The 20,205-nt window shown below is 59.2% G+C and carries 16 protein-coding genes and 1 pseudogene; 6 read left to right on the top strand and 11 right to left on the bottom strand.

All coding sequences use genetic code 11. The features are described from left to right. Positions 1–52 precede the first annotated feature (52 nt). Positions 53–357: pseudogene (locus H8S59_RS19420) on the top strand (transporter substrate-binding domain-containing protein); the annotation flags it as partial. A gap of 163 nt (positions 358–520) precedes the next feature. Here the strand turns inward: H8S59_RS19420 and H8S59_RS19415 are convergent. From H8S59_RS19415 to H8S59_RS19390, 7 genes are all read right to left on the bottom strand, one after another. Then, complete coding sequence (locus tag H8S59_RS19415; protein WP_343073068.1) at positions 521–1,846, bottom strand: NTP/NDP exchange transporter; 1,326 nt, start codon at positions 1,844–1,846, stop codon at positions 521–523. 23 nt (positions 1,847–1,869) lie between these two features. After that, positions 1,870–2,796: an aldo/keto reductase gene (locus tag H8S59_RS19410; protein ID WP_187522484.1), complete on the bottom strand. Its 927-nt coding sequence runs from the start codon at positions 2,794–2,796 to the stop codon at positions 1,870–1,872. A gap of 356 nt (positions 2,797–3,152) precedes the next feature. Next, positions 3,153–3,284, bottom strand: coding sequence for a hypothetical protein (locus H8S59_RS27095; RefSeq protein WP_281391337.1), 132 nt, complete (start codon positions 3,282–3,284; stop codon positions 3,153–3,155). Between the two features lie 201 nt (positions 3,285–3,485). Further along, on the bottom strand, positions 3,486–5,126 hold the full coding sequence (locus tag H8S59_RS19405; RefSeq protein ID WP_187522483.1) for a dipeptide ABC transporter ATP-binding protein: 1,641 nt from the start codon (positions 5,124–5,126) through the stop codon (positions 3,486–3,488). After that, the gene (locus tag H8S59_RS19400) at positions 5,123–6,040 is read right to left on the bottom strand and encodes an ABC transporter permease (RefSeq protein WP_187522482.1); all 918 of its coding nucleotides are present in this window, start codon (positions 6,038–6,040) and stop codon (positions 5,123–5,125) included. The genes H8S59_RS19405 and H8S59_RS19400 overlap by 4 nt, the downstream gene beginning before the upstream one ends. A gap of 4 nt (positions 6,041–6,044) precedes the next feature. Continuing rightward, positions 6,045–6,995 carry an ABC transporter permease gene (locus tag H8S59_RS19395; RefSeq protein ID WP_187522481.1) on the bottom strand — a complete coding sequence of 317 codons (951 nt, stop codon included), beginning with the start codon at positions 6,993–6,995 and terminating at the stop codon, positions 6,045–6,047. Continuing rightward, positions 6,992–8,623 carry an ABC transporter substrate-binding protein gene (locus H8S59_RS19390; protein WP_187522480.1) on the bottom strand — a complete coding sequence of 544 codons (1,632 nt, stop codon included), beginning with the start codon at positions 8,621–8,623 and terminating at the stop codon, positions 6,992–6,994. The genes H8S59_RS19395 and H8S59_RS19390 overlap by 4 nt, the downstream gene beginning before the upstream one ends. A gap of 599 nt (positions 8,624–9,222) precedes the next feature. Between H8S59_RS19390 and H8S59_RS19385 the strand changes: the two genes are divergently transcribed. Then, complete coding sequence (locus H8S59_RS19385) at positions 9,223–10,002, top strand: carboxymuconolactone decarboxylase family protein (protein WP_187522479.1); 780 nt, start codon at positions 9,223–9,225, stop codon at positions 10,000–10,002. 56 nt (positions 10,003–10,058) lie between these two features. Then, positions 10,059–10,532 carry a (R)-mandelonitrile lyase gene (locus H8S59_RS19380; protein ID WP_187522478.1) on the top strand — a complete coding sequence of 158 codons (474 nt, stop codon included), beginning with the start codon at positions 10,059–10,061 and terminating at the stop codon, positions 10,530–10,532. 276 nt (positions 10,533–10,808) lie between these two features. Here H8S59_RS19380 and paoC read toward each other — a convergent pair whose 3' ends face one another. The 3 genes from paoC to paoA are packed head-to-tail and all read right to left on the bottom strand — an operon-like array spanning position 10,809 to position 14,583. Next, positions 10,809–13,007 (bottom strand): aldehyde oxidoreductase molybdenum-binding subunit PaoC, encoded by a 2,199-nt coding sequence (paoC, locus tag H8S59_RS19375; RefSeq protein WP_187522477.1) that lies wholly within the window; start codon positions 13,005–13,007, stop codon positions 10,809–10,811. Then, positions 13,004–13,960 (bottom strand): FAD binding domain-containing protein, encoded by a 957-nt coding sequence (locus H8S59_RS19370; RefSeq protein WP_095102101.1) that lies wholly within the window; start codon positions 13,958–13,960, stop codon positions 13,004–13,006. The genes paoC and H8S59_RS19370 overlap by 4 nt, the downstream gene beginning before the upstream one ends. Next, complete coding sequence (paoA, locus tag H8S59_RS19365) at positions 13,957–14,583, bottom strand: aldehyde dehydrogenase iron-sulfur subunit PaoA (protein WP_246475469.1); 627 nt, start codon at positions 14,581–14,583, stop codon at positions 13,957–13,959. Before paoA ends, H8S59_RS19370 begins: the two co-directional genes overlap by 4 nt. Positions 14,584–15,096: 513 nt before the next feature. Here paoA and H8S59_RS19360 point away from each other — a divergent pair. Further along, a complete protein-coding gene (locus tag H8S59_RS19360) occupies positions 15,097–15,990 on the top strand; it encodes a LysR family transcriptional regulator (protein ID WP_187522475.1) in 894 nt (297 codons plus the stop codon). Positions 15,991–16,090: 100 nt separating this feature from the next. Beyond that, a complete protein-coding gene (locus tag H8S59_RS19355) occupies positions 16,091–17,101 on the top strand; it encodes an aldo/keto reductase (protein ID WP_187522474.1) in 1,011 nt (336 codons plus the stop codon). Between the two features lie 816 nt (positions 17,102–17,917). On the opposite strand, the gene H8S59_RS19350 is transcribed toward H8S59_RS19355, so the two are convergent. Then, the gene (locus tag H8S59_RS19350) at positions 17,918–19,042 is read right to left on the bottom strand and encodes a DSD1 family PLP-dependent enzyme (RefSeq protein WP_187522473.1); all 1,125 of its coding nucleotides are present in this window, start codon (positions 19,040–19,042) and stop codon (positions 17,918–17,920) included. Positions 19,043–19,138: 96 nt separating this feature from the next. Here H8S59_RS19350 and H8S59_RS19345 point away from each other — a divergent pair, with 96 nt between their 5' ends. Beyond that, positions 19,139–20,023 carry a LysR family transcriptional regulator gene (locus H8S59_RS19345; RefSeq protein ID WP_187522472.1) on the top strand — a complete coding sequence of 295 codons (885 nt, stop codon included), beginning with the start codon at positions 19,139–19,141 and terminating at the stop codon, positions 20,021–20,023. Positions 20,024–20,205 lie beyond the last annotated feature (182 nt).

Here is a 20,205-nt window from a genome sequence, read left to right as displayed (position 1 = left end):
CCACCGTGCCGCGCCGGAAGACCACATAAACACCTAAAAATCAGGAGAAAACATGAACGAAATATCCCCGGCGGTACTGGCTGACCTGGCGCCTGACGGTGTTCTGCGTGCTGCCATCAATTTTGGCAATCCGGTGCTCGCGCAGCAGGCGGCCGATGGCAGCCCCAAGGCGTTTCTGTGCAGCTCGCGAAAGCACTGGCCGAGGAATTGGGCGTGCGTCTGGAGATGGTTACGTTCGATGCGGCAGGCAAGGTGTTCGCCGCACTGGAACAGGCTGCATGGACCGTCGCATTTCTGGCCATCGAGCCCGTGCGCGCTGAGCAGATCGAGTTCAGTGATCCTTACGTAGCGAATGAGCATTTTTCGCCTGTTTTTAACGCAGTATTGTGCGCGTAGCACCGAAGGTGCCCAGCCTGCAGTAGTTTTCACACAGTCTGTGTAGGAGCTGCCGAAGGCTGCGATAGCGGTGTATCAGGATAAATGCTTCGCAGCCTTCGGCAGCTCCTACAGGAATCGCATTTCAATCCAGATGATCAGTGTGTTTCACACGCTCTTCGATCACGTCCCGATCCATGCGCCGCCCCAGATACCACCCCGTAACCGCCCAGAGTGCCGCACAGATTGCGCCCACCAAGGCCACCGGCGCAGTGCCTTGACCCAGCATGTCCAGCAGGCTCTTGGCCCAGCCGCTGATGGCGTCGCCACCGCGATAGACCACAGTGTCGATGAAGTTCTTGGCCTTGTACTTGGTCTCCGCATCCAGCGGGGCGAAGAGCATTTCCCGGCCGGGACGTATAAAGGCGTACTCGCCAATACGCCGCACGATCATCAACCCAGCCAACATGGCGAAGGTCGGTGCCAGCGCCAGGCCGATGAAGCCGATGCAGACCAGCGCCGGAACGCCCGCCAGCAGCACCCGGATACCGAAGCGTTGAGCGATGCGTCCGGTGATGAACAATTGCGAGACCAGAGCACCGGCCTGCACCGCAAAGTCGATCAGGCCAAATACGCGGATCTGTTCCTCACGTGTAGCAAACAACTCCGAAACCAGTCGTGCCTGCTCGAAATACAGAAAGGTGCTGGCAGTGGCGAGCAACACGACAAACAGGCACACGCCCAGTAGATATGGCGAACGCAGCACTCGCAGCATGCCGCTGAACGGGTTGCCCGCCACTGGCCGACGCGGGTTTTCAGCGGGTGGCGCACCTGGCCGTCCTGCGCCGCCAGATTCGCGCCACGCCATGAGGTAGCGTTTGAGTGCCAATGCCAGCAGCAGCAATAACGCACTGAACAGCGCCAGTCCGCCTTGGCCGAGCACGTCAATAGAGAACGCACTGATCAGTGGCCCCAGCAAGCCGCCCACACTGGCGCCCGCCGCGATAAACGCAAACAACCGCCGTGCCTGCGCGCCATCGAACGCGTCGGCCATCAGGCTCCAGGCCACTGACACCACGTACAGGTTGTAGACCGAGATCCACACGTAGAACGCTCGCGCCAGCCAGACGCTGTCGTCATGAAGGGCAAAAGTCAGGGCAAAAAACAGCAGGTTGATGGCAAAGAATCCGTATACCCAGTCGACGAACTGTACCCGTGGTACCACAGAGTTGAGCCAGCCGAACAACGGAACTGCGATCAGCATGGCCACGAATGTCGCCGTGAATAACCACTGCAGGTTCTCGACACCCGCCTGAATGCCCATGGCTTCACGAATCGGGCGCAGCATGAAATAGCCACAGAACAGGCAGAAGAAGAGGGCAAAGCCAGCCAGTGCCGGTCGCAATTCTTCCGGCTCGGCGTTGATGACACGGGCAGCTCGGCGGATCAGTGGGTGGTTAACAAAGGACACGGATACGCTCCCGGCTTGGGTGATCAGGCGAACTGTTCGGCGATCCGCTCACGCAACCTGGCGTCTGGCAACCGACCCTGGCCTGCCAGCAGGTTGTCGGCAGCATAACGCGGGTTGCTGGTCGCCGGAATCACTGCAGTTAGGGCTGGGTTGGCGAGCACAAATTTGAGCATCAGTTGTGCCCATGAACTGGCGTCCAGTTCGGCAGATGCCCAATCCGGCAATGGCTTGCCTTTGACCTTGGCAAACAGTCTTCCGGCCTCAAAGGTGCGGTTGGCCAGCACTGCGACGCCATTATCGGCGCACCACGGCAATAGACGCTTTTCAGCATTGCGGGCGCCAATGGAGTAGTTGACCTGAACGAAATCGACTTTCTCTTTCTGTAGCACCGCCAGCAGTTCATCGTGAGCCGACTCGACGTAATGCGTCACGCCAATGTAGCGAATACGGCCCTGTTGCTTGAGTTCGCGCAAGGTCTGCAGCTGTGTGGTGGTGTCTTGCAGGTTGTGCACCTGAATCAGGTCGATACGCTCGGTCTGCAGTTGTTTGAACGCTTGCTCTATTTGCTGCAAACCCGCTTCTCGCCCTGTTGACGAAACCTTGGTGGCGATAAAGGCCTGGCCATGGGCTTTGGCGCGGGTCAGCAATTCACCTGTGACGGCCTGTGAGTCGCCATAACTCGGCGCGGTGTCGATCAACTTTGCGCCGCCATTCAGTAGCGTCTTGAGGACTTCCAGCGCCGGAGTCATCTCTTCTGAAGTCAATGCAAAGTTGAAGGTGCGGGCGGTGCCCAGGCCAATCACCGGCAAGTCTTCACCTGATGAGGGAATCTTGCGGTTCAACAGCGATGTCGACGCAAATGCCGGAAGCAGGGGAGACAAGGCAGCCATTGCGGCCAGCGCTGAGCTTGCTTGAATGAAGTGACGGCGGCTTAACGAGTGGGCGGGCATTCGACGACTCCTTTCATTCGGGAATGTGTAACAGGGGTGTCATGGATAGAAACACATCCAAACCCCTTGAGAAGCGCGCCCGTCGGTGAGATGGTCGGTGATGTTTTACAAATCGTTACCCAGATTTGATCGGGTGTGCTGGCGCGCTTAGTCTCGGCCGTCTACCGATTGGCCATGACCTCAGGCGAGTGATGGGCGGGTGGGACCGAATTCATTCGGGAAAGTGGTATTTCAGGCGAGACACAGGTTGCGGATGCACCGGCCCCTTCGCGAATGAATTCCCACGGGAACTGTGTTTGCAGGCCAACGTCGGCACTCCCATAGAACAGCTACATTCCAAATCAAAAAAACACTACTCACCCACCGGCGTCAAAAACCGCAACGTGATCTTCAGCGTCCAGCGCGTCAGTGATATCCGTTTTCGTAGCCTGGCTGAGGGCCGGTGCGAGAAGCGAGGCGAGGGTCAAAGCCAGAATAGTGTGGGTCATGATTGTCCTCGTGGGATGGGTACCAACATCGAGCTGTAAACACAGTACCTGTAGGAGTGAGCTTGCTCGCGATTCGGTCTATCAGTCGATGAATATATTGCCTGTGCTGATGCTATCGCGAGCAAGCTCACTCCTACAGAAGAGCATTCCAAATCATGTGGTTATATTTTGTTTGATGAGCGCTGCCGAATGGATTTCAACTCAATACTGCGCTGCCAGCTCTAGCCGTCGCCCCGGTATCGCATCAATCAGCTCGCGGGTATACGCCGCTTCCGGCTGGTCGAAGATGTCGCTGGCAGCGCCTTGTTCAACGGTCTTGCCCTGGCGCAATACCAACACCTGATGAGCCACGCTGGCGACCACCGCGAGGTCGTGAGACACCAGCACGTAGGCAATGCCCAATTCGCCTTGCAATTCCACCAGCAGATCAAGAATTTGCGCCTGTACAGACACGTCGAGGGCGGAGACCGGCTCATCGAGCAGCAGCAAGTCCGGCTGCAACGCCAGTGCCCGGGCGATGGCGACACGCTGCCGCTGGCCCCCGGAAAGCTCTCGTGGCAAACGATCCAGATACGCCACCGGCAGATGCACCCGCTCGATCAGTTTGCGCGCTGCCTGCTCCAGGTCCCGGCCCTTGAGCAGCCCGAACGACACCAGCGGCTCGATGATGCTCTCGAACAAGGTGAAACGCGGATCGAGGGCGGCGAAGGGGTTTTGCTGGACCAGTTGCATACGTCTACGTAACGGGCGGAAGTCACGCCAGCCGAGATGGGTGATGTCTTGGTCCTCGAACAACACGCGCCCCTGACACGGCTTTTCCAGACCTAATGCAATGCGCAACGCGGTGCTTTTACCCGAGCCGGACTCGCCCACAATAGCCAGTGTCTGTCCCGGATAGACTTTGAAATTGACGTCTTCAAGGGCCTGGAATTCAGCGTTTTCGCCTTTCACATAGGGTAACCGAAACGACTTGCCGACATTCTCCAGCGTCAGAATAGGTGCCGCCCCCTTCGCCAGAGTGCGAGGTGCAACGGGCGTCTTGCGCTGGCCGAAAGCGGGCGCGGCGGCGATCAGTGCCTGGGTATAGGAGTGGCTGGGGTTGATCAGGATCTGTTGCGGCGGACCTTGCTCGACCAGTTCGCCGCCTTTCATCACCAGTACCCGGTCCGCGCGGTCAGCGGCCACGCCCAGGTCGTGGGTGATGATCAGCAGCGAAATACCGCGCTCGGCCACCAGTCTTTGCAGGTGGTCAAGAATCTTGCGTTGTACGGTCACGTCCAGCGCGCTGGTGGGCTCGTCGGCGATGATCAGCCGTGGATTGCCCGCCAATGCAATTGCAATCAGCACCCGTTGACGCATGCCGCCAGACAGTTCGTGAGGGTACTGTCGGGCGCGCAGCAGCGGCTTGTCCAGACCAACCTGTTGCAGCAACTCCAGCACATCGGCGTCCACTGCCGGATAACGACGACCATGAGCCTGAATCAACGCTTCGCCGATTTGCTTGCCGATGCGCAGGGTCGGGTTCAAACCGACCATCGGGTCCTGAGGCACCAAGCCAATAGTGCTGCCACGAAGCTGGCGTTTCTGACGTTCGGATGCGTGTGTCAGGTCCGTGCCGTCGACCCACAGTTCGCCGCCGGTTACTACGGCGTTGTCTGGCAGCAGACCAAGAATAGCGTTCGCCATGGTGGACTTGCCGGAGCCGGACTCACCGACGATGGCCAAGGTTTCACCCTTGGCAACCTGAAAGGACACGCCGCGTACAGCCTGATTGACCTGCCCGCCAAAACGGTAGGCAACAGCCAGTTGGCGCACGTCAATCAATGCATCGGTGATGCTCATCGTTGAGTCTCCTCAAGGGTGCGGGCGATGTGGTTGAAGCTGAACACCACAGCGACTACGAACAGCCCCGGCAGCAACGATACCCACGGCGCTGTCATCAGGAAGTGACGACCGTTGGCGATCAGCGTGCCCCATTCGGCAGCCGGAGGCTCGGCGCCGAAACCGAGAAAGCTCAGGCCCGCGGTGGCGAGAATGGCCGCGCCGAAATCCAGCGTGGCCAGCACCGCAACCGGGCCCCAGGCGTTGGGCAGAATGTGCCGCAACAGCGTCCGGGTCCAGCTGGCACCGCCCAGGCGTGCAGCCTCGACATAGGGCAGGGTTTTGATCCGCAGCACTTCGGCGCGGGTGGTTCGGGCGAAGCCGGGAATGATCCCGACGCCTACCGCGATGGCTACCGGAATGGTGCCGAAGCCGATCGCGGTAACGATAGCCAGTGCGAGCAGCAGACCGGGCAGGGCCAACAGTACATCGATGAAGCGCATGATCACGGCGTCGATACGTCCGCCAGCGAAACCGGAGACGATGCCCAGGCTCAAGCCCCCCGCCAGCGCGATGCCGACCGCGAGCAATGCTGCCTGTACCGAGAGGCTGGATCCATAGACCACGCGAGTGTACAGGTCTCGGCCCAGTTCATCGGTGCCGAACCAGTGCACACCATTGGGCGGTGTAAGTTTGTCGATGGGAGAGGTGGCGTAAGGCGCAAAGTGGGTGAGCAGGTTGGGGGCCAAGGCGGACAACAACGCAAAGGCGATGATTGCCACCGCCAGCACGAAACCCGGTCGGCGCAACAGCGGTTGAGTGGCCTCCAGTGCCCGGCTGAAACGACTGCGGCGGCGCCACAGTGCAGGCGGTGCCGCAGCCGTCTTGGTGAAGTTGCGGGCCAGACGTTCAAGGCGATTATCAAAAATAGTCATGGCGTCAGGAGACCTTTGGTGTGTGGGCGATACGCGGGTCGAGGGCGGGGTAGAGCAGATCGACGATCAGGTTGATCAACACAAAGGCCGCCGCCGAAATCGCAACGATTGCCAGTACCACGGGGATGTCCTGGCGCAGCACGGCTTCTTGCGCAAGCCGACCGACGCCGGAGCGGGCAAAAATGGTTTCCACCAGCACGGCTCCGGACACCGTGTTACCCACTTGCAGCCCGATCAGGGTCAGCAACGGCAGAGCGGCGTTCTTGAATGCGTGCCGGGCCTGGACCTGAGCGCGGCTCAGGCCTTTGGCATAGGCGGTGATGATGTAGGGTTCTTTCCAGACACCCTGAAATCCGCGCTGCAGCACTTGGGCGTAGACCGCTGCACTGGGAATAGCCAGGGTGACGGCGGGCAGGATCAGGCTGGAGAAGCCCTGATTGCCGGTGGCCGGAAACCAGCCCAGGGTGAAGGCGAACAACTGAATCAGCAGCAGGCCCATCCAGAACACCGGCACTGAAAAGCCCAGTGACGGCAGTCGGGCCAAGGCGACCTTCAGCGGTTGCCAGCGCACATAGGCGGTGAGGTACGCCAGACCGATGCCGCCAATCAGTGAAAACACGATGGCCAGGCCAGCCAGCGCCAATGTCTGCGGCAAGCGCTCGACGAGCAATTCAGCCACCGGACGGTTGAGGGTCAGCGAGCTGCCAAAATCACCCTGCACCGCGCCCCACAACAGGTGGAAGTACTGCTGGAAAATCCCGCCATCCAGACCGTAATAGGCTTGTGCCTTGGCGATTTCTTCAGGCGACAGCGCATCGATTTCGACACCCGAGGCACTGAGCATGATCGACAGCGTGTCACCCGGCAGTAAATACAGGATGAAGTACGTCACGCTGTACGCGCCCCACAACACCAGCAGCGCCTGGCCAATCCGGCCGATCACATAGCGGCTCATGGCGCTGCAATCTCGATGTCGTTGAGCAGCGCGAAGCCTTCGGCAGTCCAGTAGAAATTATGGACTTTCTTGGCGGTCGCGGCCTGCCAGACGCGCTCGTAGATCGGGAATGCCGAGCCTTCTTCGATCAGCAGATCCTGCAGATCGCCGTAAGCCTTGGCGCGTTGTTCGGCCTGTGTGGCAGTCAGGCCCGCATCAAACAGTTCCAGTGCGTTGGGCAGGGTTTCCGGTGCATACAGGTTGGTGGCGAGGGTCGAGCTGTTGGCGGAGCGTGGATCGATAATGGTTTGCAGAATGATCGGGTCGGCACGGGTCATGTAGGTGGAGGTCAGGTCATAGTTGCCCGAGGCGTTGGCGGCCGCCCATTCAGCGGTGGTCAGCACGTTGAGCTTGAGCTCGATGCCGATCTTGCGCAGTTGGTCCTGGATCAGCACATCCCCCGCACCTTCAGCGGGGGACAGGTTATAGACCAGCTTGAGGCGTTTGCCGTCCTTGCTGCGATAGCCATCCGGACCTTTTTGCCAGCCTGCTTCATCCAGCAGCTTCTCCGCACCTTGCGGGTCGTAGGTCAGTTGATCGGACTTGTTCTTGTAATACGGCGTGGTCACGTCGTAGATGCTGGTCACCACCGGAAATTGCGGGTTGTACACGGTGGCGGCGTAGGTCTTGCGGTCGATACCTTTTTGCAGCGCCAGGCGCACATTGCGATCCGCGAGGATGCGCGTGCCACGGGTGTTGGGGTAGAAATTCAGCGCCGGGCCTGGCAGCGAACGACTCTGGATGGTTGCGCCTTTGGACTTGAACAGGTTCAGGTCGACTTCGGAAAAAGGCGCGCGGGGCCAGAGAATGTCCACCTGGCCCTGTACGAACTGGCCGTTGCGCACACTCTCTTCCGGTACATAGCTGACTTCAACGGTATTGAGGTGTGCTTCGCCCTTGTTCTTCGCGTTGGCGGATGGCCAGGCATAGCCTATGCGTTTCACTAGCTTCAGGCCGCTTTCCGGGGTGTAGCGCTCCAGCACGAATGGCCCGGTTCCAATAATCGCGCCCAATGAACGCTCCTTCACGCTGCGCTTGTAGGATTCCGGCGCGAGAATCGAAAGGTTGGTGGTGGAGGTGGCTTGCAGGAAGCCCGCGTTAGGTGTGGACAGCACCAGCTTAACGGTGAAGTCATCGACGACTTCTGCGTGGTCGTAGCCTTTCAGATAGGTCGCGCCGAATGTGGTGGGCAGTTGGGCGGCGAAGGCCTTATTGGAGTCGTAAGCGGTTTTTACTGCCTGGGCATCGAAGCGCGTGTCGTTGCTGAAGGTCACGTCTTTGCGCAGATGGAAGGTGTATTCCAGAGCGTTATCGCTGACTTCCCAGCTTTCAGCCAGCCAGGGAATGATCTTGCCGTTCTGCGGGTCCTGATCGGTCAACGACTCGGCAACGTTGCGCAGCACCACGCGGTGCTCCAGCCAGTAAACCTGAAAGGGGTCGAGGCTGACCAACGTGGTGTTATCGCGGAAAAAAGCGATCTTCAGAGTCTTGTTGGCATCCACATCCTGAGCGGACGGTGAGCAGCCCAGCAGGGTGGCGGCGGTTGCACAGGCGGCCAGCAGGCGAAGCAAGGGGAAGCGTTTACTCATTGCGCAATCCTCGACCCTTGACCCATGAGGCTGTGTATCGCTGCGCCTGTGGCGTGATTGGGTGTTGCCGAGGAATGTCTCAGGGGCATGGATGAATCCTTTACACAGCGGGAAAGTAGGCGCACGGAAGGCTGACAGATCATACGGTCAGGCTGATTATCTAAGACCGTATTCTTATGGTTGGCTGCTGTAAAAGGCTTTTTGGTTCTAAGCTAATATGTGTTTTGTTGATTTGTTGTTATTTTTATTATGTTCCTTGGTTATTTAATTTCTTGCTTTGGCCGCGGCTTGCTTATTTGCAGGAAGACCGGGCAGCGCCGTTCACTGAGGACGGTCGATTGATTGCTGGGTTCGACGAGGCGTGTCCGCCATGTGCGGTTATCAACTTTATTACCCGAACCGGCGTCCTGCCTCGCTGGCGTTTTCTCTGGTGGTTGATGCATCGCGTTCCCAGCCCCCACACTTATTGCTGAATTCCACTCATGGTTGCATGCGGATATAGCCCCGTAGTCCTGATCCTTTCAGTGCTTTAACGTCCGAGGATCGTTTGCCCGCCGGGCCCGAGCCCAAGCACATTCATCTATCTGAAAGGCCCATGCATGAAGCTATTAGCAACCGCGTTCGCCACGCTCTTTTTTGCTGCCGCATCCGACGGCAGTGAATCCAGGGCCAGGCCTGATCCGAAGCCGTCGCCTGATGTTCTGGACGTCACGCCTCAGCTTTACCACTACACCACTGAATTGCTGTTCGGCGAAGTCTGGAAGCGCAAGGAGCTGTCGCCTCGTGATCGCAGCCTGATCACACTCTCTGCGCTGGTGGCTGGCGGGCAGACCGCACAGATGACCGCCCACGTGAAGCTGGGTCTCGATAACGGTCTCAAGCCCAGTGAAATCAGCGCGCTGATCACGCATCTTGCGTTCTATTCCGGCTGGCCGAACGCGATGTCGGCGGTGGGCGTGGCGAAAAAGGTCTTTGACGAGCGGGGTATTCCTGCTGAGCAGATCGTGCCACCGCCCACAGAGCCGTTGACGCTTGACCCGGCCAGCGAAGCCAAGCGTAAAGCGGCTGTCGCTGCGGCGACGGCGGATGTTGCCCCGGAGCTGGGACGTTTTACCGACGATGTGCTGTTTGCGGACGTTTGGCGGCAAACCAGCCTGACGGCACGGGATCGCAGTCTGGTGACCGTCGCTGCGCTGATCACCCAAGGTCAGGCAGCACAACTGCCTTTCCACCTTAACCGCGCCATGGACAACGGTCTGACCCGCGAGCAGGCGGCTGAAGTGGTTACGCATCTCGCGTTCTACACCGGTTGGCCAAAGGCAATGTCGGCTGTGCCGGTGTTGAAAGAAGTCTTTGCAAGTCGCGGCACTCAAGGCTGAGTTGCGGCGTCTCGCATCCATGTTTCAGAGCTGAACGAATGCCAGTGAGGTCCATCATGAGAACACTTGCCACTGCCGCTTTATCGCTCTCGTTATTTGCGTTCGAGTCCTACGCGGAGACGATGCCGGTGACTGTCACACCTAACAGATCACAACCCTCGGTCAAGGGCTCGGCGGACTTTTTCACCGGAACGGTGCGGGTCGATGCGCCGTTCAAAGGGACTGAGCCTGCCAGGGTCAGCGGAGCGACGGTGACGTTCGAGCCGGGTGCCCGTTCTGCCTGGCATACGCACCCCTTGGGACAGACATTGATTGTCACAGCGGGTACGGGGCTGGTGCAGGAGTCAGGCAAGGCGATCCAGGTGATCAAGGCCGGTGACAGCGTGTGGATTCCGCCCGGCGTCAAGCATTGGCACGGCGCGACGGCGACCACCGGCATGACTCATGTCGCCATTGCTGAGGCACTGGATGGCAAGGTCGTGAACTGGATGGAGCAGGTGAGCGAGCAGGAATACGCCAAGATACGCTGATCTGAGGGCTAACCGACGGATCAGCAACGTTGAGTTACCTGGGCCACCCCGGTTCTACTCCGTTGAGGGGTGGCCTTTTTTATGTTCAGCGGTGCAGGTCTGGATGTTTGACGCTGAGTGAGCGTGGCGAAGTGAGGTTGTTATCAAACGAGCACGATGGTCTGATTTGAAACCCGATCCTCTTTAGGAGATGCCGAAGGCTGCGATGGCGTCCATCCTGATACACCGCCATCGCAGCCTTCGGCAGCTCCTAAAGAGAAATGTGCATCCGTTCGCTTAAATCATCTCGGGCAATGACTTCAAGACCTTATCCAGGGTAATCGGATACTCGCGAACCCTTGCTCCGGTAGCGTTGTAGATCGCATTGGCAATGGCCGCGCTCACGCCGCAAAGGCCCAGTTCGCCGACACCCTTGGCTTTCATGGGCGATGACACCGGGTCGGTTTCGTCGAGGAAAATCACTTCCTGTTCGGGAATGTCGGCGTGTACCGGCACTTCGTAACCCGCCAGGTCGTGATTGACGAAAAAGCCCAGTCGTTTGTCCACTGCCAGCTCTTCCATCAGCGCTGCACCGACTCCCATGGTCATCGCCCCGATGACCTGGCTGCGGGCCGATGTCGGGTTGAGAATGCGGCCTGCAGCACAAACGGCCAGCATGCGCCGTACGCGGGTTTCCCCAGTTGCCATGTTGACGGCGACTTCGACGAAATGCGCGCCAAAGGTTGATTGCTGGTACTTCTTGGCCAGCTCGGCAAACTCGATGGAGTCCTCGGCCACCAGCTCTCCGTTACGCGCAGCCTGGCCCAGCGGAACGCTGCGTCCTGCAAACTGCACCTGACCGTCCGCGAAAACGGCATCGTCGGCGGTGTAACCCAGGCGTTTGGTGACCGCTTCACGCAACTTCACACAAGCCGCATAGACACCGGCAGTCGAGCAGTTGGCACCGAACTGGCCGCCTGAACCCGCTGAAACCGGGAAGTTCGAGTCGCCCAGACGCACCACCACATCATCCAGCGTTACGCCCATCATTTCTGCCGCTGTCTGGGCAATGATCGTGTAACTGCCAGTACCGATGTCGGTCATGTCGGTTTCCACCGTGACCTTGCCGTTGCTGCCCAGACGTACCCGAGCGCCGGATTTGAGCAGAATGTTGTTGCGATAGGCGCAGCCGACGCCCATCCCGATCAGCCAGTTGCCTTCGCGCTGCATGCCGGGACGCGGGTTGCGTTTGTTCCAGCCAAACCGCTCGGCACCGGTGCGCAGGCACTGGATCAGGTTGCGTTGCGAGAAGGGCCGCTGCGGGTTGTTGGGGTCGACTTGAGTATCGTTCAGGACCCTGAACTCAATCGGGTCCATGTTGAGCTTCTCCGCCATCTCGTCCATGGCAATTTCCAGCGCCATCAAACCCGGTGTTTCACCCGGCGCGCGCATGGCATTGCCTTCCGGCAGATCCAGCGTGGCAAGGCGCATGGCGGTCATGCGGTTTTCACCGGCATACAGAAACTGGGTGGGCTGCACGGCGTTTTCCACGCCACCGCCTGCGAGGTCACCGGACCAGCCTTCATGAGCAATTGCGGTGATCTTGCCGTCCTTGCCTGCACCGATACGAATGCGCTGAATGGTGGCCGGACGGTGGGTAGTGTTGTTGATGATCTGCGGGCGGGCCAGCGCAACCTTCACTGGACGGCCGCACTGTCTTGCGCCCAGCGCTGCGAGGATCGCGTCAGAGCGGATGAACAGTTTACCGCCAAAGCCACCGCCTATGTAGGGCGAGACCAGGCGCACATTTTCCTTGGCCATGCCCAGGGTGGTGGCGATATCACCGACGCTCCAGGCAATCATCTGGTTGGACGTCCACAGGATCAGCTTTTCACCTTCCCAGGTCGCCATGGAGGTATGCGGTTCCATGGCCGCGTGGGACTGATCCGGAGTGGTGTAGGTCGCATCGAATTGCACAGCAGCCGAACTGAACGCCCCCGCAAAGTCGCCGCGCGCGGTATCGGGCGCTTCACCCTCGGTTTTCACGGCTGCATTCAGGTCGCGGCCCAGATCGTATTCGCCGTTACTGCGCAGGTACTCGACCTGCACCAGCTGCGCAGCGGTGCGTGCCTGCTCGAAGGACTCCGCCACCACCAGCGCAATTGCCTGGTGGTAATGCTGGATCTCCGGACCGCCGAGCAGTGTGGCGGTGTTGTATTTGCCTTTGCCAAGCTTGCCCGCGCTGGCGGCGGTAACGATCCCGATGACTCCAGGCGCGGCGTTGGCGGCCTCCAGGTTCATCGAGCTAATACGGCCTTTGGCAATGGCGGAGGTGACCACGTAGCCATAAGCCTGATTCGGCACGGCATCGTGATGCTCGTAGGCGTAATGCGCCTGGCCGGTGGTTTTCAGTTTGCCGTCAATACGTGGTGTGGCCTTGCCGACGACTTTGAGCTGGTCGATGGGGTTGTTGCTGGCCGGGGTATCAAATTTCATGAGGTAGCCCTCGCTTGCGCCATAACCGAAGCCAGCGTGCGCTCGGCGAGGGTGACTTTGAATTCATTCTCGTGGGTCGGCGTGGCACCGGCCAGTAGCCTGGTCATGACCGCCTTGGCGCCGTCGGGCATCAGCGATTCAGCGTCTTCAACGCGCCAGGGTTTATGCGCCACACCGCCCAGCGCTACACGGCCTTTGCCATTGCTTTGAATCACTGCGGCAACTGAAATCAGCGCAAATGCGTAGGACGCCCGGTCACGGACTTTCTGGTAGATGTGCGTGCCGCCAATCGGCGCGGGGAGGGTGACGGCGGTGATCAACTCGTTGGCTGCCAACGAGGTTTCGATGTTGGGCGTATTGCCGGGCAAGCGGTGAAAGTCAGCAATGGGAATGACCCGGGTTGTACCGTCCGGGCGTACGGTCTCTACTTGAGCATCCAGTACCCGCATGGCGATGGCCATATCACTTGGGTGGGTGGCGATGCAGGCACTGCTCACACCAATAATCCCCAGTTGCCGTGTGACGCCGCCAATTGCCGCGCAACCACTGCCCGGATGGCGTTTGTTACATGCCTGATTGGTGTCGTAGAAGTACGGGCAGCGTGTACGCTGCAGCAGATTGCCGGCGGTGGTCGCCGCGTTGCGCAGTTGCCCGGAAGCCCCGGCCAGCAATGCTCTGGACAATAGGCCGTAATCCTTGCGCACACGGGCGTCGGCGGCCAGATCAGTGTTGCGTACCAGTGCGCCAATTCGCAGGCCGCCGTCGGGCGTGGCTTCGATACGATCCAGCGCGAGGTCATTGACGTCGATCAGGTGCAGCGGCGTTTCAATCTCCAGCTTCATCAAGTCCAGCAGATTGGTACCGCCTGCGATGAACTTGGCACCTTCGGTCTGGGCAGCCTGTGCCGCTGCTTCGGCGGGCGACTGCGCCCTTACATAAGTGAAAGGCCTCATGCGCTTACCTCCGCGACTTCGCTGATGGCTGCAATGATGTTGGAGTACGCACCGCAGCGGCAGATATTGCCGCTCATGCGCTCCTGGAATTCACTGGCTATCAGTTGCGGACGGTCAGTCAGATTCTGGCTGACATGGCTAGGAATGCCCTGACGAATCTCATCGAGGACGGCCACTGCCGAACAGATTTGCCCCGGTGTGCAATAGCCGCACTGGAAGCCATCGTGCTTGATGAACGCGGCCTGCATCGCGTGCAGCTTGTCCGGTGTGCCCAAGCCTTCGACGGTGGTGACTTTGGAGCCTTGCTGCATGACGGCGAGGGTGAGGCATGAGTTGACGCGTTTGCCGTTGACTATCACGGTGCACGCACCGCACTGGCCGTGGTCGCAGCCTTTTTTGGTGCCCGTGAGTTGCAAGTGCTCGCGCAGGGCGTCGAGCAACGTAGTGCGGGTGTCCAGATCCAGTTGTCGAGCCACGCCATTCACTTCAAGTGAAACCGGTGCGCGTACCGGGCGCGCTATCTGGTTGGCCGCCGATGCCAGGGCGGAAATGAACGGAGGAAGTACGGCCGTGGTGGCTGTCACCGCGCCCACGATCAGGAATTTGCGTCTGGTTATTTTCATCAGGTCACGGTCGTCCATTGTTTTGTCCCCCTTATGCATGGGGATGGCTGCGAATTCAGCGGTGGCTTGGCAGCGGCATCTGTATCGACGCCTTGTCGGTAAGTTCGCTTATGCCGGGCGTCTCTGCGCCTTGGGCCTGGTCCGGCTGCCCGGTTTCAGGTGGGTCATGTTTCGTACAGGTCACATTTCGTACAGTCAAAGTTACGACTCACCGTCTGCGTAGAAAGTTTGCGGTTTCTGCTCGCTAACAGTTATGTGTTCTGCTCATGAATGCAGACCGGCACGTAGTGGGTGTGCGAGAGCTGTGACGGTAGTTGCCCAAGCCTTGCAGGACTATGCGCATGGACCGCAATACACCCCTGAGCTGAGCTCATCAATGCCCTTGAACCCCGCATAAACGGGCACTTGGTATGTGTCTGTCAGTGGCTACCCCGATACATCTTGCAAACAAATAGCGTGGACGATTAAGCGTTAGCTGATTTAATCCACCCATTAGATGACGAGGGCTCATGAATGGCGCGGGACAGTTATAACGATCTGCTGGCATTCATTGCGGTTGCCCGTGAAAGGAGCTTCACTCGCGCCGCGGCACAGCTTGGAGTTTCTCAATCCGCCCTGAGCCATACCATTCGTTCGCTGGAGACCCGACTCGGCGTAAGGCTGCTGACCCGCACCACCCGCAGCGTGGCACCCACCGAAGCAGGGGAGCGGCTGTTCGAAAGCCTGGCGCCGCGATTTGAAGAAATAGATGCTGATCTGGCCGAAGTAACAGGCATGCGGGACAAGCCCCGCGGGACCATCCGCATTACCGCTACCGACCACAGCGCCAACACAGTTCTTTGGCCGAGGCTGGCTAAAGTCTTGCCGAAGTACCCCGACCTCAAAGTCGAGATCATGACTGACTACGGTCTGACAGACATCGTCGCTCAGCGTTACGACATCGGTGTACGACTCGGCGATCAGGTCGCCAAGGACATGATCGCGGTGCGCATTGCGCCGGACATGCGCATGGCCATCGTGGGCGCGCCGTCGTACCTTGAAAACCGCGCCATGCCGCTCAAGCCTGATGATCTGCATGAGCACAATTGCATCAATCTGCGACTGCCGACTCATGGTGGTTGTTATGCCTGGGAGCTGGCGAACGGCAAGGACGAGCGGCAGATCCGCGTGAAGGGGCAACTGACTTTCAATGGCGTATATCAGATACTTCAGGCCGCCCTGGATGGCGGTGGTCTTGCCTATATGCCTGAAGATCTGGCACAGCCGCACGTCGATGCGGGTCGTTTGAACTGGGTGCTGGAGGACTGGTTTCCAACCTTTCCGGGCCTGCATCTGTATTACGCCAGTCGCCGTCAAAGCTCCCGGGCTTTGGCGATCGTGGTCGATGCCTTACGGCTGAACACATGAATATTGCTCATGACTGCATCTCGCTTTTTGATCTTACTCAATAATCTCTCGTTCTCTAGGATGGGCTGAATTCTTATCTCAGCCACTCTCGAGAGGACTTATGGACTACCGATATTTGGGCCGCAGCGCTCTGAAAGTCTCACCCCTGTGCCTGGGCGCCATGATGTTTGGCGGCGAAACCGATGAGCCAACGTCTAAACGCATCATCGCCAGGGCGTTCGAGCAGGGCGTCAACTTCCTCGATACGGCTGATGCCTACCATGCCGGTGGTTCTGAAGAAGTCGTCGGTCGTGCCATCGCCCGGCAACGCGATAGTTGGGTGCTGGCGACCAAGTTCGGTTACCCCACGCCCCGGACCCAAGGGCCAAACGAGCAAGGCCAGTCGCGCAAATGGATCATGCAATCGGTTGAAGCCAGCCTGAAACGATTGGGTACCGATTACATCGATGTGCTGTATTTCCACCGCGCGCTGACCGATGCACCGATGGAAGAGGGCGTTCGGGCAATCGGCGACCTGATTCGTCAGGGCAAGATCCGCTACTACGGTGTCTCCAACTTCCATGGCTGGCGTATCGCGGAGATGGTCCGGATCGCTGATCAATTGGGCATCGAACGGCCGGTGGCGAGTGAGCCGCTGTATAACATCGTCGACCGTAGTGCGGAAGTTGAGCAATTGCCTGCCGCCGAGCAGTACGGGCTTGGGGTTGTGTCGTACAGCCCGTTGGCACGAGGCGTATTAAGCGGCAAGTACGGGGTTGATGCAGACATTCCGGCAGACTCCCGGGCGGCCCGCGGTGACAAGCGTTTGCAGCAGACCGAGTGGCGTCCCGAGTCGCTGAAAATTGCCCAGACGATTGCCGTGCATGCGGCTGAGCGGGGCACTACGTCTATTGCGTTCGCGCTGGCCTGGGTCTTGAAGAACAAGCTGATCAGCGCCGCGATTGCCGGGCCCCGGACTGAGGCGCATTGGGACACGTATCTGGAGGCGCTGAGTCTGGAGCTGGGTCCGGACGATGAGAAGCTGGTGGACAGCCTTGTGGTGCCGGGGCATACGTCGACCCATGGTTATACCGATCCGGGTTATCCGGTGCAGGGGCGGAGGGTGGGGTAGGGTTGGCTGGGTCGTTTAGCTGTGTACATATCCGTTGTCGGGTAATGGCTGGTATTGGTTGCGCTTTTACAGCGCCTCACTTTTGATGGAGCGCAAAAGTAAGCAAAACGCTCATGCCCCACCACTGGGTGCCTCGCTGTCGCTCGGCATACCCGAAATCCGACATTGCTGCGTGGGGCCGCCGCCACCGGCCATCCTTGGCCTGAGGCGGCTAAACCGGCATCCCTGCCGGTTCACCCCACACAGCAATATCGAATTCCGGCCGGCGTGGTTTAACGGGGCGCCTCAGATCAAAATCAAAAGCAGATCAAAAGCAGCAGTTTCACCTCGGACCGGTAGGAGCGAACTTGTTCGCGAGACACCAGTACAGCCAAAACAGTAATTGTCTGACAAACCGGTTCGCAGCCTTCGGCAGGTCCTACAGAAGCCCGAAAAATTCACAAACAGGTCGGCTCTCAGGCCGCCGCGCTTTTGATTTTGATCTGAGGCGCCCCGTTAAACCACGCTGGCCGAACGCAGATTCTGAAGCGTGGGGCGCTCCTAAGTTGAAGAGTGGCAAGGACGCCGGGTTAGTCGCATTGGGCCATGGATGGCCCGTTGCGGCGGCCCACGGTTCAGGATCTGCGGGCGGGTACACCGAGCGACAGCGAGGTGCCAAGTGGTGGGGCAAGAGCGTTTTGCTTACTTTTGTCTGGGCTGGCTTCCGGATCTATCAAAAGTGACGCGCTGTAAAAGCGCAACCAATATCAGCCATGAACGCAAAAACGGATATGTACACAAGAAAATTGTGTACATCCAGCGAAGGCCAAACACATATCACCACCCATACAGCCGCCCCCAAACCTGCACCCTACCTTCGGCATCAACCGCCTGATACTCCGGAAACTGCGCGCCTGTGGCGCACGCATGGTTAGGAAGAATGCGCAGGCGGCTGCCGATCGGATAGCGCATGGTGATATCGGCTTCGCGAGTACTGACAATCCCGTGTTCCTGATTGGCTCCTTCAAACACCGCACCTTCAACCCATTCGCCGCTTTCGCTGCAGACCTGCCCATAACCGAAATCACGTTTCTGTTTCTGGGTACCCCGATCCCGACTCATGGCCATCCAGCCCGCGTCGGTAATAATCCAGCCTTTCTCTTCCTGATGACCAATGACCGTAGTCAGCACGCTAAGGGCCAGTTCGTCTGGCTGGCAGATGCCGACGTTGAGCATCACCAGATCAAAAAATACGTAAACCCCCGCGCGTACTTCCGTCACGCCGTCAAGGTCTGTGGCCGACAGTGCCGTGGGCGTCGAACCGATGCTGACTTCAGGGCAGGGCAGCCCTTGGGCGCGGATCTTTTCAGCTGCCAGCACGCAGGCCCGACGTTCCTGTTCGGCCATTGCTTGCAAAGCCTCGGGATTGTCGAGCTCGTAACTTGAACCGGCGTGGGTCATGACGCCGAGCAGTTGCATGCCTCCTTCATGAAGCGTTCGCGCAACGTGCAGCAACGTCGGGTCGTCGGCTTTCAACCCGGAGCGATGGCTGTCGCTGTCGATTTCGACCCAGACGTCGAAGCAATGCCCATGCGCTCTGCCAAAGCTGACGATGGCCTGGGCACCGATCAAGCTGTCGGTGACGATACTCAAGCGACAGCCCTTCACCCGTAGCTCAAAAGCCTGCTGCAATTTGCCCGGCGCCATGGCCACGCCGTAAAGAATGTCGTCAATGCCATGGGAGAAACAGTGCGCGGCTTCTTTCAACGTGGACACCGTGATGCCTTGCGCTCCGGCGGTGCGCTGGGCATCGATGACGGCCAGGCATTTGCTGGTTTTCACATGCGGGCGCAGGCGAGCGCCCAGAGAGTGCATTCTTTGCTGCATACGCTGGATGTTGCGCTGCATGCGGGGGATGTCGATGACTGCGGCGGGCGTGTTCAGGGTCTGAAATGTCGGCATGGTCATGGCTCTTGTTGGCGGTGCGTACTGCCAATCTACGTCGTTAACGTAAGTCTGTGCTTCAATGCAGTGGCATTTATCATTAAGTGAAACTGAATGATCGCCATCGAAGATCTGCGTCTGGCAGTGACGCTTGCTCGCTCGGAGTCCCTCAGCGCGGCGGCCAGAAGCCTGAATGTTTCGCCGCCAGCCCTGTCCATGCGCCTGCGCAAGCTGGAAGGTTTGCTGGGAATCAGCCTTGCAAATCGCACTGCTCGACGGTTGAGCCTGACCGCCGAGGGTGAGCGTTTCGCCCGGCAGAGCGCGTTGTTGCTGGAACAACTGGAAGCACTGCCGGAGGATTTCAAACAGGCCGATGATCAACTGAGTGGCACCGTGAGACTGGCAGCGCCGTTCGGTTACGGCCGGTTGCGCATCGCGCCGTTGCTGGCACGTTTCGCCAGATTGCACCCCGAGGTTCGGGTGCATCTGGATTTGCGCGAAACACCCTGGCCCGACCGTCACGACTGCGACGCAGTGATCCATATCGGTAGCGTCAGCGATAGCTCGTGGGTAGTGCGTACGCTGGCCCACAACGAGCGTTGGCTGTGCGCCAGCCCGGCCTATCTTGAGCAACACGGAGTGCCTGAATCCCCTGAAGATCTATTGCGGCATCGATGTATCTGCATTCGTGAAAATGAAGAGGACGTGACCCTCTGGCAACTGCGAAGGCAGTCAACGCGGCGCACCTTGCGCATAGAACCGGCGATGCTCAGCAATGACGGCAGCGTCGCCCGGCGCTGGGCAGAGCAGGACCAGGGGCTGGTGTTGCGTTCCCAGTGGGACATCAAGGACGCACTGGCGAGCGGGACGCTGGTGCGGGTCTTGCCGGAGTGGGAATTCGACAGCGCCCCCATCAGCTTGCTGGTGCGCTCCCGGAAAAACCGTACGGCGCGTTTGCAGGCGTTGGTGGCGTTTCTTGAAGAGGCGCTGAGAGATTAATCTGGAATGTGATCCTTGTGGGAGCAGAGCTCGGTCTGCGCGGCATTTCGACGATAAGGCACCGTACAGGAATCACTGATGGGACGTGGGACCGGCTTTAGCCGGGAAGGCGGTATTCTGCAAATAGAGATTCGGCGTCTGTACCGGCCTCTTCCCGGATGAATCCGGTCCCACGGGTTGTG

The organism is Pseudomonas folii, assembly GCF_014357575.1.
GTDB lineage: Bacteria > Pseudomonadota > Gammaproteobacteria > Pseudomonadales > Pseudomonadaceae > Aquipseudomonas > Aquipseudomonas folii.
The sequence above is the reverse complement of the archived record's forward strand: the minus strand, read 5'-3'. Positions and strand labels throughout refer to the sequence as shown.

Excerpts from the sequence above, each read along its gene's own strand:
- H8S59_RS19350 (WP_187522473.1), bottom strand. The coding sequence starts at position 19,042 with ATGCCGACATTTCAGACCCTGAACACGCCCGCCGCAGTCATCGACATC.
- paoC (WP_187522477.1), bottom strand. The coding sequence starts at position 13,007 with ATGAAATTTGATACCCCGGCCAGCAACAACCCCATCGACCAGCTCAAA.
- H8S59_RS19370 (WP_095102101.1), bottom strand. The coding sequence starts at position 13,960 with ATGAGGCCTTTCACTTATGTAAGGGCGCAGTCGCCCGCCGAAGCAGCG.
- H8S59_RS19355 (WP_187522474.1), top strand. The coding sequence starts at position 16,091 with ATGGACTACCGATATTTGGGCCGCAGCGCTCTGAAAGTCTCACCCCTG.
- H8S59_RS19360 (WP_187522475.1), top strand. The coding sequence starts at position 15,097 with ATGGCGCGGGACAGTTATAACGATCTGCTGGCATTCATTGCGGTTGCC.
- paoA (WP_246475469.1), bottom strand. The coding sequence starts at position 14,583 with ATGAAAATAACCAGACGCAAATTCCTGATCGTGGGCGCGGTGACAGCC.
- H8S59_RS19405 (WP_187522483.1), bottom strand. The coding sequence starts at position 5,126 with ATGAGCATCACCGATGCATTGATTGACGTGCGCCAACTGGCTGTTGCC.
- H8S59_RS27095 (WP_281391337.1), bottom strand. The coding sequence starts at position 3,284 with ATGACCCACACTATTCTGGCTTTGACCCTCGCCTCGCTTCTCGCACCG.
- H8S59_RS19380 (WP_187522478.1), top strand. The coding sequence starts at position 10,059 with ATGAGAACACTTGCCACTGCCGCTTTATCGCTCTCGTTATTTGCGTTC.
- H8S59_RS19385 (WP_187522479.1), top strand. The coding sequence starts at position 9,223 with ATGAAGCTATTAGCAACCGCGTTCGCCACGCTCTTTTTTGCTGCCGCA.
- H8S59_RS19410 (WP_187522484.1), bottom strand. The coding sequence starts at position 2,796 with ATGCCCGCCCACTCGTTAAGCCGCCGTCACTTCATTCAAGCAAGCTCA.
- H8S59_RS19390 (WP_187522480.1), bottom strand. The coding sequence starts at position 8,623 with ATGAGTAAACGCTTCCCCTTGCTTCGCCTGCTGGCCGCCTGTGCAACC.
- H8S59_RS19345 (WP_187522472.1), top strand. The coding sequence starts at position 19,139 with ATGATCGCCATCGAAGATCTGCGTCTGGCAGTGACGCTTGCTCGCTCG.
- H8S59_RS19395 (WP_187522481.1), bottom strand. The coding sequence starts at position 6,995 with ATGAGCCGCTATGTGATCGGCCGGATTGGCCAGGCGCTGCTGGTGTTG.
- H8S59_RS19400 (WP_187522482.1), bottom strand. The coding sequence starts at position 6,040 with ATGACTATTTTTGATAATCGCCTTGAACGTCTGGCCCGCAACTTCACC.